This is a genomic window from Nocardioides sp. BGA-UO-ETr-FS32 (assembly GCF_059567905.1).
Genome location: NZ_JCAQOX010000014.1, coordinates 204,264 through 217,185 on the forward strand (window position 1 = coordinate 204,264; position 12,922 = coordinate 217,185).

At 72.3% G+C, this 12,922-nt stretch carries 10 protein-coding genes and 1 pseudogene; 1 reads left to right on the top strand and 10 read right to left on the bottom strand.

Annotation, left to right across the window (positions count from 1 at the left end; genetic code table 11):
• The 9 genes from AC57BS_RS10860 to AC57BS_RS10900 all read right to left on the bottom strand — a co-directional run bounded on the left by AC57BS_RS10860 (position 1) and on the right by AC57BS_RS10900 (position 10,940).
• On the bottom strand, positions 1–1,116 hold the full coding sequence (locus tag AC57BS_RS10860) for a glycosyltransferase (protein WP_496411456.1): 1,116 nt from the start codon (positions 1,114–1,116) through the stop codon (positions 1–3).
• On the bottom strand, positions 1,113–2,135 hold the full coding sequence (locus AC57BS_RS10865) for a glycosyltransferase family 4 protein (RefSeq protein WP_496411457.1): 1,023 nt from the start codon (positions 2,133–2,135) through the stop codon (positions 1,113–1,115). Before AC57BS_RS10865 ends, AC57BS_RS10860 begins: the two co-directional genes overlap by 4 nt.
• Positions 2,128–3,279, bottom strand: coding sequence for an O-antigen ligase family protein (locus AC57BS_RS10870; protein WP_496411458.1), 1,152 nt, complete (start codon positions 3,277–3,279; stop codon positions 2,128–2,130). The genes AC57BS_RS10865 and AC57BS_RS10870 overlap by 8 nt, the downstream gene beginning before the upstream one ends.
• Positions 3,279–4,295 (bottom strand): glycosyltransferase, encoded by a 1,017-nt coding sequence (locus tag AC57BS_RS10875; protein ID WP_496411459.1) that lies wholly within the window; start codon positions 4,293–4,295, stop codon positions 3,279–3,281. Before AC57BS_RS10875 ends, AC57BS_RS10870 begins: the two co-directional genes overlap by 1 nt.
• 41 nt (positions 4,296–4,336) lie before the next feature.
• Positions 4,337–6,610 (bottom strand): N-acetylneuraminate synthase family protein, encoded by a 2,274-nt coding sequence (locus AC57BS_RS10880; protein ID WP_496411460.1) that lies wholly within the window; start codon positions 6,608–6,610, stop codon positions 4,337–4,339.
• Positions 6,611–6,682: 72 nt separating this feature from the next.
• Positions 6,683–7,357: an acylneuraminate cytidylyltransferase family protein gene (locus tag AC57BS_RS10885; RefSeq protein WP_496411461.1), complete on the bottom strand. Its 675-nt coding sequence runs from the start codon at positions 7,355–7,357 to the stop codon at positions 6,683–6,685.
• The gene (locus AC57BS_RS10890) at positions 7,354–8,376 is read right to left on the bottom strand and encodes a prephenate dehydrogenase (RefSeq protein ID WP_496411462.1); all 1,023 of its coding nucleotides are present in this window, start codon (positions 8,374–8,376) and stop codon (positions 7,354–7,356) included. The genes AC57BS_RS10885 and AC57BS_RS10890 overlap by 4 nt, the downstream gene beginning before the upstream one ends.
• Positions 8,367–9,377 carry a CgeB family protein gene (locus tag AC57BS_RS10895; protein WP_496411463.1) on the bottom strand — a complete coding sequence of 337 codons (1,011 nt, stop codon included), beginning with the start codon at positions 9,375–9,377 and terminating at the stop codon, positions 8,367–8,369. The genes AC57BS_RS10890 and AC57BS_RS10895 overlap by 10 nt, the downstream gene beginning before the upstream one ends.
• 42 nt (positions 9,378–9,419) lie before the next feature.
• Positions 9,420–10,940, bottom strand: coding sequence for a lipopolysaccharide biosynthesis protein (locus AC57BS_RS10900; RefSeq protein WP_496411464.1), 1,521 nt, complete (start codon positions 10,938–10,940; stop codon positions 9,420–9,422).
• An 87-nt stretch (positions 10,941–11,027) separates the two neighbouring features.
• On the opposite strand from AC57BS_RS10900, the gene AC57BS_RS10905 reads away from it, so the two are divergent.
• Positions 11,028–11,897 carry a glycosyltransferase family 2 protein gene (locus AC57BS_RS10905; RefSeq protein WP_496411465.1) on the top strand — a complete coding sequence of 290 codons (870 nt, stop codon included), beginning with the start codon at positions 11,028–11,030 and terminating at the stop codon, positions 11,895–11,897.
• Between the two features lie 46 nt (positions 11,898–11,943).
• Here the strand turns inward: AC57BS_RS10905 and AC57BS_RS10910 are convergent.
• Positions 11,944–12,921 (bottom strand): annotated as a pseudogene (locus tag AC57BS_RS10910) (acyltransferase family protein); the annotation flags it as partial.
• Between the last annotated feature and the right edge of the window lies 1 nt (position 12,922).

The window sequence follows — 12,922 nt, forward strand, 5'->3', positions numbered from 1 at the left end:
TCAGGCCACCGTCCCTTCCCCCAGAGCAATGGTGCGGATCCTGTCGATGAACCGGGCCTCGCCGAACTCCTCGGCCCGGGCCCGCAGTCTTGCACCGTCCCAGCCGTGCCGGTCGGAAACGTCGAGGGCCACCGCGATCTGGTCCGGGTCGGGGCGGTCGAAGAACACACCCGTCTCGCCCTCGAGGACCGTCTCGAGGAACCCGCCGCCGCGCAGGGCCACCGCGGGGACCCCGAAGGCGGCCGCCTCGAGGGGGGCCAGGCCGAAGTCCTCGTGGCTGGCGGCGACGAGGACGCCCGCCCCGGCGTACACACCGCGCAGCTGCGCGTCGGGGAGGCCGCCGAGGATGCGGACGTTGTCGGGGAGCGTGGCGCGCAGCCGCGACTCCTCCGGCCCGCGGCCCACCACGACCAGGCGGCGCCCGGTGCCGCGGACGGCCTCGATGACGGCGTCGACGTTCTTGTAGGGCAGCAACCGCGAGACCACGAGCGCGTAGCCGGGGTCCCACCCCTCCAGCTCGGGCACGGGCTCGGTCGGGGCGGAGGCGTCCATGCCGTGCGGCGGGGGCAGCAGCTCGGCGTCGCGGCCGTACGTCTCGCGGATGCGTCGCTGCACGACGCGGCTGTTGGCGAGGTAGACGTCGACCTGGCCCGCCCGGCGCCGGTCCCACCGCTTGAGGACAGGCCGCATCGCCAGCAGCGGCGGGCCCACGGGGGAGCGCCAGGCGGCGCCGCCGAGGTACTCGTCGGTCTGGTAGAGCCAGCGGGCCGGGTTGTGGCAGTAGACGACCGTGCGGGTCCGCTCGCCGGTCTCGAAGCCGTGGGCCCAGCCGCTGCTCGACGCCACCACGACGTCGGCGTCGACCCGCATCCTGGAGGCGGCCGGGGCAAGGAGCGGGAGGGCGAGCCGGTGGTCGCGGCGGAGGGGGGCGAGCCGGTTCAGGGGAGACGTACGGACGTCGGCGCCGGCGAAGTCGGGATAGGTGGCGTCGGGGTCGTAGAGGGTGGTGTGCAGGGGCGCGTCGGGGAAGGCGCGCATGAGCGTGAGGACGACGCGCTCGGCGCCGCCTCGCTGGGTGAGGTAGTCGTGGGCGATCGCCACGGGTGGCCGTGTCATGAGATCCCCAGGTCGGTGAGGAGGGCCTCGACCCGCAGCCGACCGGCCCGCGGCGAGTGTTGCTCCTCCCAACGGCGGCGCGCGCGCCCGGTCACGTCGCGCACTTCCTCCGGGGTGGCCCCGAGCGCGCGCTCGAGGGCCCGGGCCAGGTCGTCGGCGTCGCCGGCGCGAGCGACCCAGGGGTGGCCGGGCCCGGCGACCTCGGGCAGGGCCCCGGCGTCGGAGATGACGAACGGGACACCGGCCGCCATGGCCTCGGCGACCACGAGGCCGAAGGGCTCGGGCCAGACGCTGGGGAACACGACGACGTCGACGCGCCGGAACAGGTCGGCGGGGCTGGTGTGCCCGAGGCGTACGGCTCGCGGACCGAGCCCGGCGAGCGCGTGCTCGACGGTGCGCACGTCGGCCTCCGCGACGTAGCGCGAGTCGCCGGCGAGGAGCAGGGTGCCCGCGGCGTCCGTACGGGCCACGGCGCGGGCGAGGACGTCGACGCCCTTGTCGGTCGAGATCCGACCGAGGTAGCCGACGTCGCCGGTCCGCCCGGCGGGCCGGTCGAGGAGCGGGAGGTCGGAGGTCCAGTTGGCGTGCGCGCGGCTGCCGGCCACCCGTCCCGCCATGTCCGACGACGGCACGAGGGTGGCCAGTGCGCCCCGGCGCGCGACGCGGGCCGCGACCGCCTGCGTCCGGCCGCGGGGGTCCTGGTGGAGGTGCACGATGCGTCGCGCGTGGCCGGCCGTCGCCAGTGCAGGCACGAGCCCGTGGCACCACAGGACGCCGTCGCGCTCCGTACGGTCCCAGGCGCGCAGCCGGCGGACGTGGTCGCGCCGGCCGTCGGCGCGGATCGCCACCACGTCCGCGCCGACGCCGGCGGCGGCGTCGAGGACCTCTGTGGGGGAGTCCGCCGCCACGACCGTCACCGGGTGGCCGAGGTCGAGCAGGACCTCGGCGTGGCGCAGCAGCACCTGCTCGCCGCCGCCCAGGTCGGGGTTGTTGGCGGCGAGGTGGATCCGCTCAGGCATCCGCCACGTCCTCCGGTGGTGGCCGCAGCGCCTGGCCGAAGGCGAAGCCCAACGCGATCGCCACGGGGGTGTCGAGGAGCACCTCGCCGAGGGTGATCGCCATGACCGCCGCGCCGATGAGGGCTGCCTGTGCGCCTGCGGCCGCGAGGTCGCCGGCGCGCGAGTGCCGCGAGAGCCGGAGGAAGGCGAAGGCCATCAGGCCGAGCACGAGGAGGAGCGCGATCCAGCCGCCCTCCTGCCGGACGGCGAGATAGCTGTTGTGGAAGAAGAAGTCGAGGTCGCGGACCTTGACCTGCGCCGTGCCGGGACCGTTGCCGTACCAGGCGGCATCGGCGAGCTCGACCCGCTCCTGCGCGATGATCCGCTCGCGCAGGGAGTCGCTGCCGGACCGGTCCGAGAACGGGCCGTAGAGGACGAGGCCCTCCGGGATGTTGTCGACCAGCCAGACGAGCACCGCTGCGAGCGCGACGCCACCAGCAGCCCCCAGGCGCCGTCCGGCGAGGACCCAGAAGATCGCGAACGTCCCGGCCACGAGACCGGTGCGCGAGAACGTCAGCACCAGGCCGGCCAGCAGCGGTACCGCGACGACGAGTCGCACCTTCCACCGGTCGTCGGCGAAGACCACGGCGAGCACGCCGAGCACGGCGATGAAGAAGGCGCCGGCGTTGGGGTCGCCCAGGAAGCCGGTCAGCCGGCCGGGGTAGGTGTCGCCCCCGATGTCGAACAGGGCGAGCCCGATGACGGCGACCAGCCCGGCGCCGAGGCCCGCGCCGGCGGACCGCATCGAGACCCGGCCGGTGCCGAGGGCCCAGACCAGGCCGGCCAGGATGACGACGTGCCCGAGGCGCCGCACCCAGTCGACGTCGTTGGCCACGCCGGAGTAGAGCAGGAGCGCGAGCAGGGCGCCGAGGGCGAGCACCACCGCCTCGTGCAGCCGGGCTCCGCCCCGGGCCGGCCGGAACAGGCTCAGGCCGACCAGCGCCGCCATGGCGAGCTCATTGACCGGCAGTCCCGCGACCTCGACGGTGCGGAACGGGAGGACGGCCATCAGCAGGAAGTCCGTCGCCCGGATCTCGCGGTCCGCCAGGTCGGCGCGGAGGACGGTCCGGTCCGGCAGGTTCCACGGGGTGTCGATGCGCGCCATCAGCCCGCCCCTGTCGAGGCGTAGGTCGCGGCGATCCGGGCGCACATGTCCGCCACCGTCGGCCAGTCGCGCAGCGTCGGGCGGGCGGTGACGTCGAGGCCCTGGACGGCGAGCGCGGCGGCGACCGCCGCGGTGTCGTCGGCGTCCACGAGCGAGGTCGGCGGCAGGATCTCGGGGTTGCCGCCGACGTCGCTCGCGACGACGCCCATCCCGCGGGCGGCGGCGTCGAGCAGGGCGTACGAGCAGTTCTCCCAGACCGACAGCATCGCCAGCACGTCGTGCTCGGCCATCGCCCGCGCGGCGTCGACGTATCCCGGCAGGGCGACGGCGTCGCCGAGACCGAGGCGGTCGACCTGCTGGCGGAGGGCCGGCTCCTCCGGTCCGGTGCCGGCCAGCGTCAGTCGGGCGTCGGGGTGGTCGCGGCGCAGCACGGCGAAGGCGTCGACCAGCGCGGGCAGCCGCTTCTCCGGCGCGAGGCGAGCCAGCGACAGGACGCGCACCCCGGGCTCCGCAGCGAGCCTCGAAACCACGTCGATCCCGTTGGGGACGACGACCGGCGCCACCCGCGGGTGCCACTTCTCGACCACCGCCTCGGCCGTCGCGCGGCTCACCGCGATCGCGGCGTGGAAGCGACGCAACCGGGCGGTGTGGACGGCTGCCATCGCCAGGGTCCGGGCGGACGAGTGGTGGTAGACGGCGTCGTCGCGGGCGATGCCGTGCTCGGTGGTCACCAGCCGCGGACCGCGCCCGGCGGCGAGGGCGACGACGATGTCGGCGTACGCCAGGTGGCTGTGCACCACGGCCGGACGCTCGCGGCGTACGACGCGGCGCAGCGTGGCCACGGACGCCCGCAGGCCGTGGTCGGGTCCGAACGGAACCTCGTGGACCTCGGCGCCCACGTCGCGCAGCTGCGCGGGCAGATCACCAGGCGGTGCCAGGACCACCAGCCGCCAGCCCGGGATGCCGGCGCGGGCGACGTCGAGGACGTGCCGAGCCACCCCGGCCAGGTCGCTCACCGGGACCACCCACAGTGCCGTCGGTGGGGCAGTGGGCTGGCTCAGAACCATTGCTCCAGCCGCTCGAGGGCGATCCAGAAGCCCTCGCCGTCGTTGACGTGGCCCTGCCAGATCTCGGGGATGAAGCTCACGCCCGGTGCCATCGCGTCGAGCTGGCGGGCCAGCACCGCCCAGTCGATCTCGCCGTCGCCGACCTGGACGCCCTCGCCGTCGACGCCGGTGGCGTCGACGAGGTGGAGGTGCTCGGTGTGCGGCGCCAGCCGGTCGGTCGCCTCGGCGAAGGGCATGCCGAGGTAGTTGGCCGAGAGCTTGGAGTGGGAGACGTCGAAGCAGAGCCGGCGGTCGTGGCGCGCAGCGAACTCCGCGGTGTCGCGCGGGTCGACGAAGAGGTTGCAGTAGAGCTGGCCGCCCATGTACCAGGGGTAGGGCGGCAGCGTCTGCGCGCAGAGCCGTACGCCGGAGTCGTCGACGCGTGCGAGGCCGGCGGCCACCCGGGCGTACATCGCCTCGCGCTGCTCGGGGCGGACGAAGGCGTCGGTGGTGAAGCCGCCGAGGCTGGCCACGATGACCGGGCCCTCGGTGTCGGCCTTGGCGTCGGCGCCCCGGGTGAAGTGCTGCTGCATCTCGCGGGTGGTGTCGACGACGCGCTGGAGCTCGCGGATCGAGCGCTCCCAGTGCTCGTCGTCCTCGGAGGCGAGGTTGAGCAGGAAGTCCCCGGCGAACAGGTCGGGGGAGTGGGTGGTGAAGCCCATCGGCAGGCCGCCGTCGTACTTCGCGAAGACCTCGGCGACCGGCAGGTCGAGGTCCTTGTAGGAGAAGTGGAACTCGAGGAAGTCCGGGGTGGTGTCCTTCGTCATCGCGTCGATGTCGTGGTAGCGGACAGCCAGGCCCCACGGCCGGTCGAAGTCGTAGGCCCGCCCGCGCGGGGCGGCGTCGCCGAGGTCGGTTGCGTAGAAGAAGTCACCGGCGTCGAGCGCCCGGGTGGTCGTACGCCCCACGAGCCGGTCGTAGGCGTTGGGCTGGAGGCCGCGGCCGGGGCTCTTGATGTCGATGTCGGCGTCAGTCAGGGTCTCGCCGACCTCGATGCGGCGAGCGGCGACGAGGGACTTGGCCAGGTTGACCCGGTTCATCATCTCGCCGGTGGAGACCGCGCGCGGCGCGGACGTGCCGAGGGCCTCCTCGACCTCGCGGACGCGCTGCACCATCTCCTTGAACTCGCCGGGGAGCAGGCTGACCTTGTGGTCGTTGCCCTCGAGGTCGCGGTCGACGGTGAAGTGCTTCTCGATGATGCGGGCGCCCAGGGCCACGGCGGCCAGCGCGACGTGGAAGCCGCGCTCGTGGCCGGAGTAGCCGATCGGCGCCTGGGTGAGCTCGGCGAGCCGGGTCAGGTAGGCGAGGTTGACGTCCTTGAAGGGCGCCGGATAGGTCGACTGGCAGTGCAGGAAGGCGTGCGCGACCCCGGTGCTGCGGATCAGGTCGACGGTCTCGCGGATCTCGCCTTCGGTGGACATGCCGGTCGAGATCACCATCGGGGTGCCGCTGGCGGCCATGTGGCGCAGCAGCGCGTGGTTGGTCATGTCGGCCGAGGCGACCTTGAGCGAGGTGATGCCGTAGTCGACGAGGCGGTCGACGCTGACGGGGTCCCAGGCGGTGCACATCACGTCGATGCCGATGTCGCGACAGTGGTCGAAGACCTCGAAGAGGCCGTCGGCGCCGAGGTCGTACTTGGCGAGGAGGTCGAGGGTGTACTGCGGGCCGAGGTCCTCGCCGCCGGAGCCGGACGAGCCCTGGCGGTAGAGCGAGTCCATGTCGCGCAGCTGGAACTTCACGACGTCGGCGCCGGCCTCGACGGACAGGTCGACGAGCTGCTTGGCGAGGCCGACCTCGCCCTGGTGGTTGATCCCGATCTCGCTGATCAGCAGCGCCGGCGCGTCGGGCGCGACGACGTGGCGGCCGATGCGGAGCTCGTCGGCCCGGTTGATCGCGATCGCGACGAGGTGGCCCCGGTCGTCGACGAGGGCGACGTGGTCGATGCCGGACCCGAAGGCGTGCGAGATCTCGGCCGGGCTGCTGCCGATCGGCAGGCTGCGCGGGGAGGTGTTGGCCGCCTCGATCGCAGGTACGTCGGTGGTGAGGCTGGCGGCGCTGCTGACCCAGCGCCGGAAGTCGCCGTCGGACAGCACGCCGTCGAGGTGGCCGTGCGAGTCGACGAGGAAGATCACGCGCGCCTTGTTGGCGGTGATCTTCTCCAGGGCACGCAGGACCGGGTCGCCCGAGTAGACGACGTACGGCGTGAGGTCACGCTCGATGATCAAGGCGAGGGCCTTCCCTGGGAGTACGTACCCGACCACGGTATCCAGCGGATCGCCACGGCGTGGGCAGTCCGCTCAATGCGCAGTCAACAACCTCGCGGCCAGCGCCACGTCGAGCTCGGTGTCGATGTCGATGCCCTCGTCCTCGGCCATCACGAACAGACCGATGCGGCCGCCGAGCCGGTTGTCGTGCCGCTCGTAGACCTCGGTGCGGGTGACGTAGAGGGAGCCGGTCTCGCGGTAGCGGCGGGCCTCGTCGGTCAGGTCCTGGCGCCGCGGGCGTGCCGCGACGTCGTACGCCGCGCTGGGCGGGTCGCCGGCCTGCCAGATGAACGGTGGTTGCTCGACGACGCCGACCATCGAGTCCACGCGGGTCTCTGCGAACTCGGCGAGGGCACGTCCGAGGGTGTCCTCGTGGCGGACCGGTGACGTGGCCTGGAGCAGCATCACCGAGTCGGGTCGACCGCGCTCGGCGGTCACCTGCTCGATGGCGTGCCGCACCACGGGCTCGGTCGGGGTGGTGTCCTGGGCGAGCTCGGCAGGTCGCAGCCACGGCACGCGGGCGCCGGCTCCGCGGGCGACGTCGGCGATCTCCTCGTCGTCGGTCGAGACGACGACGTCGAGGCCGGGCGTCGCCAGCGCCTGCTCGATCGTCCAGACGATGAGCGGCTTGCCGCCCACGTCGAGCAGGTTCTTGCGCGGGACGCCCTTGGAGCCGCCCCGCGCAGGGATGACGCACAGGGTGATCATCGGGCGGCCTCCTGCAGGACCTCGGCGACGCGCCGGGCCGGCTCGACCGCCGGACGCGGGGGCGGTGGCGTCGGGGTGCTTCCGGAGCGGTGCATGCCATAACGCTCCCAGAACTCCGCGAGCCACGCGGGCGGTCGCGGGAAGTCGACCCAGGCGTCACGTCCCTGGGCAGCCGCCTCGATCACGCCGGTTGAGAAGACGCTCACCACCGGTCCCGTCAAGCGGGCCAGCGGGGTCGAGCTGTCCACGGTGATGCCCAGGCGGCGGAAGCCCTCGTGGGCGAGCCGCGAGAGCCGGTCGTGCTCCGACGGGTGCGGTCGGTAGACCGCGTCGTGGGAACGGCAGAACGTCGCCGCTGCCTGCACCAGCCGCGCGCGGGGCAGCTCGGCGGCGTGCATCTGGCCGAGGTAGGTCAGCCTGGTGTCGGCGTCCGGATCCGGTCGCTGCTCGCCCGCGCGCCAGAGCAGCTGGCTCCCGGCGACCTCGTGGTCGACGTCCGCCCTCCCCGACCTCCAGAACTCTGCGTCGGCATCGCTCCAGGCCAGCAGGTGCGCGTCCGGCGGGAGCGGGGGCGCGTACGGCGTGAGGGCGCCGTGCTGCACCACGATCGACCGGGCGCCCAGGCCGCGCGCCCAGCGGTGCGCGAGCTCGCCGCGTGGCAGGTAGTGGCCGAGCGAGACGACCGCGCCGAGCCCGCGGAGGGCGGCGGGAAGGTCGGCGCCGACCTCCTGCTGCGTCAGCGGCTGGCGTCCGTCGAGGTCGGGTGCGGGCCCGGGGGACAGCACGGCAACGGGCAGGTCGAGCCCGGCCAGCGGCTCGACGAGGGCGGCGTGGCTGGTGGGGGAGGCGGAGTCGAGGGCCACCAGCAGCCTGGGCTCGGGGTCGTACGTCGTGAGCACGAACCTCTCGGGCGCCGGCCCGGGGCCCGGGCGTACGGCGTGGCGCACCTGGCGCAGGCGGTGCCGGGACTGCTGCCACCGGCGCCACGCGGCGAGGTCGCTCGCGTGGATCAGGCCCATGCGTGCTCCAGCAGCGACACCCGGTGGTCGAAGGTGTGCTCCGCCAGGGTGCGGGCCCGGCCGCGCTCGGCGATCGCACGGGCCCAGTCGCGGTCGGTGCGGGCGCGCTGGCAGAGCTCGGCGAGCTCGTCGACGTCGGAGAACACGAGCACCTCCCGGCCCGGTTCGTAGAGCGCCTCCACGTCGGGGCGGTCGATGAGCTGGAGCGACCCGGTGCCGGGCAGCTCGAAGGTGCGCATCGTGAAGCCGTCCTGGTCGGTGTGGGAGTTGAGCGCGGCGACGGCGCCGGCCGTCAGGCCGTAGGCGGTCGGGCGATCGACCCCTCGCGCGGATGGCACGTCCGGCCGTCTCAGCTGCCACGTGCGGGCCCGGTCCACCGGGTGCCGCGACCAGTCGCGGCCGTACGCCCGGACCGGCACGCCGCGCTCGTGCAGTGCCTCGAGCAGGCGGGTGCGGTCGGGGTAGCGCGCGCCGATGAAGACGACCTCGTCGCTGGGCACCGGGGTGAACGGCACCGTGTGGTCGAAGGCGTCGAGCACGTGACCGGTGCGCAGCCCGCGGGCGCGAAGGGCGGCCACGTCGTGGGGCGAGTACGACACGATCGAGGGCCGGGTCATGAGGACGTCGTCGTCGAGGTCCATCCGGGCGAGCTCGTCATAGAGCCACAGCAGCTGGCGCGCGCCGGAGGCGTCGACCGCCTCCCAGTAGTCCGTGCCCAGGACGTCGCCCTTGACCGTGATGATGACCTCGGCCCGGCTCGCGACGACGGCCGCGACGGCGCGGGCGGTCAGCGTGCGCTGCCTGGCGAGCTCGCCCGACGTCGAGCCGAGCCGGCTCGGCAGCTCGTGGACGAGCTTGGTGCGCAGCTTGTCGCCGACCGTCGCGTTGGCGTCGTACGCGTGGACGACCACGTCGTGCCCCGCACGGCGCAGAGCCCCCGCGATGGAGTCGCCGTAGTCGTGGAAGGCGGGGGCGACCAGCAGGATGCGGTTGCCGGACACTGTCATCCCATCTGGCGCGGACGTCTAGAACTGCGTCGAACCCTAGAGCACCGGGTCGCTTCGATCCGACGGATCCGAGTCCGTCGCGGGCTCGGCTCGCCGCCGGAGCAGACGCACCATCGTCCAGATGTCCTTGTAGTCGCGTCGATAGGCGCTCACGCCTGCGGCTGCAGCGAAGGCCGCAGAGACGATCGCCCCTGCGAGCAGCACCTGTGCCACAGGTGATGTGACCCCGTCGGCCAGCCGGAGCACCGCAGCAGCCAGCGCACCCGCCGCCAATGACAGCGCCAGGACCCGGGACGCGGAGAAGGCAAGTGGCCCGACTGCGAGCCGGCCCTCTGCCCGGAGGATCCACAGCGCCAGAGGAAGTGCGACCAGCTGGGCCACCGCGACCCCGGCTGCGACTCCCGGAGCCCCCCACTGCAGCCCGAGGAACATCGCGAACAGGGCGATGACCGTGGCGATCGCGTTGTAGCTCGTGATCGCCCGGCCCAATCCCCTGGCAGCGAAGACCCACAGGACCGGCATGGTCAGGCAGGCGAGGCCTCCTGACACTGCCACCCAGGCCATGATCGGAGCCGCTGCCGCCCACGAGTCCCCGAGCGCGATCTCCACGAACGCCGGAGCCGTGACCACGAGGACCGTGACTCCCGCGAGGATGGGATAGACGAGCGCCACCTGCGCTCGACGGGCTCCCGACATCATCCGCTCGTCATCGTCTCCAGCGCCTGCGAGGACGGGAAGCGCCACTGTGCCGAACGGCGCCTGCAGCTGCGCGAGCGGAGTTCGCACCAGTTGCACGCTCCGGGTGTAGGCGCCGAGGGAGGCTGCCCCGAACTGATGGCCGACGAGGACGTTGTCGGCATTGCGCGTGACGTAGCTCATCAGGCCCCCGAAGACGAAGGACATGCCCAGTTTCACGAAGTGCGCGACCGGGGTGTCACGGCGATACGGGCGTGGCAGCCACCTGCAGCCCGCGAGCAACAGGGCACACGCCAGTACCCCGGAGGACAGCTGCTGGGCCACGAGCGCCCAGTAGTGGGCTCCGAGCACCGCTGCCACGACGCCGATGGCCAAGGGGATCACCGCACAGGCGACGTCGATGGCAGCCAGGACCCCGAACCGAAGACGCCGCGTCAGGTCCACGCGGTACTGCGTGGCCAGGCCGGACAAGAAGTACGTCGGTGCCAACGCCCACGCGATCGCCGCCAGCTCGGGTCGGTCGTACACCTGGGCGATGAGCGGAGCCACGACGACGACCACCACGGTGAGGCATGCCCCAGCCGCGGTGTTGAGCCAGAACAGGTTGTCCCGCTCCTGACGACTGAGCGTCGGAGCCCGGATGGCGGCTGGCGAGAGCCCCATGTCCCTCAGGAGCTCCGCAACGCCGACGATCGCAAGGACCATGGCGACCAGGCCGTAGTCGCGAGGAGTGAGGAGTCTCGCCAGGATGACGACCGACGCGACCTGGATGAGCAGTCGCAGGACCTGGGCCAGAGTGGTGACGGCGACGCCGCGTACCGCCTTGTGCGCAAGCTCCTGCGGCGCAGGTGCCGACGTCATGCCGAGCAGTGTAGGTGCGAGTCGCACGGAACAGGGGCACTCCGGACTGCTGCTTCCGCGTCGCCCGGATCGTGTCACGATGGGCGAGTGCCGCACGAGAGTCCGCTGTCCGACGCGGTGTCCGACCTCCCGGTGGTGAGCGTGGTGATTCCCTGCTACAACGCAGGGGACACGCTCCTCGAGACCGTGGAGTCCGCTCTGGCGAGCAAGTACGAGCGCCTGGAGGTCATCGTCGTGGACGACGGCTCGACCGACGAGGTCACCCGGGTCGCGCTGGACTCGTTGCCGGGGTGCGTGTTGCGGGTGCAACAGCCGAACTCCGGGCTACCGGCCGCTCGTAACGCGGGAGTCCGGCGCGCCACCGGCACGTTCATACTCCCGCTGGACGCCGACGACCTGATCGAACCGGACTACGTGCCCGAGGCCGTTGACGTCATGTCAGCGGACAGCACCGTTGGCATCGTGTACTCCAGGGCCGACAAGTTCGGGGAGGTGGAGGGAGACTGGGCGCTGCCCGACTTCGACGTCGACCGAATCCTCGTGGAGAACTGCATCTTCTCCTGCGCGATGTTCCGTCGTGACGACTGGGCCGCCGTGGGCGGCTACGACGAGACGATGCGACGAGGGCGGGAAGATCACGACTTCTGGCTGCGGATCATCTCGTTGGGGCGGGGGGTGCGGCGACTCGACGGCCGCTACTTCCACTACCGGATACGCAGCTCGTCGATGAACCACGGGTACTCCAGGGAGGAGTACGTACAGATCTACGCCCAGATCTTCCGGAACAACGTCGGGTTGTACGCCGAGCATCCGGAGGCTCTCATCCGCCACCGCTTCGAGCTGATGGATGAGCTGAACGATCTGCGGCATCGCTACGCACTCCTGGAGCGTGCCCGAGTCCGGTGGCCGAGGGCGTATGCCGGCCTGAGGCGCCTCCGGCGCGCACGCGGTTCTTGACCCAGACCTGGGCAGGGCGCTCCACGAGCACCCAGCTCGCGACAGCCAGGGTGGCCGTGATCGCTCCCACTGCCAGCACGTACGCCGGAAAGCTCCAGCCGTCATCCCAGACGCCCACGAGCACCTGCGAAACAGGAAAGGCGTACAGGTAGACGCCGTAGGAGATGTCGTGCCGCTGGATGAGCCTGGGACCGCCGGCTCGCCCGAGCGACAGCAGCACAGCCGCTACCAGCGGCGCCGCGAGAGAGGCACCGAATCGAGGCTCGACAACGACGAGCAGCGCGGAGGCGAGTGCCGCCACTGCTGCATGGACTGGCCGCAAGGTCATCTTCGGCAGGCAGGCCGCCACCACGACGCCTCCGAAGAACAGGGGCGCCAAGAGACTGAACTGCTTCAGGAACACGCTGTCGAGCGGCGTGTGGGGCAGCGCGACCTGCAGTACGACCAGGCCCGACCAGGTCGAGACGGCCAGCACTCGTTCCCGTGTCCGGAGCCCGCGGATGACGCTGTAGATCAGGCCGACCGCGACGTAGCAGAGGAACTCGTGGGGCAGTGTCCACGCGGACGCGTTCCACACGCCGGCGTGGGGAACGTCCAGCGGCGTGCCAGCGATGTCGCTGTTCGCCTGGTAGAGCAGGGCATTGCTGAGAACGTGACTCAAGCCGCCGTCGGCTCCCCAGATCGGGGCGGACGTGAAGGCCGAGGCCGCCAGAACGGTGACGAGGAGGCAGACCCAGTAGCCCGGCATCAGCCGGCCGACCCGGCGCGCGATGAACGACGACAGAGGCAGCCGTCGTCGCGATCCAGCGATGAGGAAGCCGGACAGGGCGAAGAAACCAAGCACGGCCCAGCCGCCGAGACTGCGGCCGGCCACTTGGGGCTCCGGGAGGCCGAAGGCCGGGAACGCGTGGGAGACGAGAACGGCGGCGGCCAGCACGAGACGCAGGAAGTTGAGGCCCGGGTAAGGCGTACCGGGCGACACAGAGGGCGGCTCACGTCGAGCCGCGGCGCCCGCTGCGATCATG

Excerpts from the sequence above, each read along its gene's own strand:
- AC57BS_RS10860 (WP_496411456.1), bottom strand. The coding sequence starts at position 1,116 with ATGACACGGCCACCCGTGGCGATCGCCCACGACTACCTCACCCAGCGA.
- AC57BS_RS10865 (WP_496411457.1), bottom strand. The coding sequence starts at position 2,135 with ATGCCTGAGCGGATCCACCTCGCCGCCAACAACCCCGACCTGGGCGGC.
- AC57BS_RS10870 (WP_496411458.1), bottom strand. The coding sequence starts at position 3,279 with ATGGCGCGCATCGACACCCCGTGGAACCTGCCGGACCGGACCGTCCTC.
- AC57BS_RS10885 (WP_496411461.1), bottom strand. The coding sequence starts at position 7,357 with ATGATCACCCTGTGCGTCATCCCTGCGCGGGGCGGCTCCAAGGGCGTC.
- AC57BS_RS10890 (WP_496411462.1), bottom strand. The coding sequence starts at position 8,376 with ATGGGCCTGATCCACGCGAGCGACCTCGCCGCGTGGCGCCGGTGGCAG.
- AC57BS_RS10900 (WP_496411464.1), bottom strand. The coding sequence starts at position 10,940 with ATGACGTCGGCACCTGCGCCGCAGGAGCTTGCGCACAAGGCGGTACGC.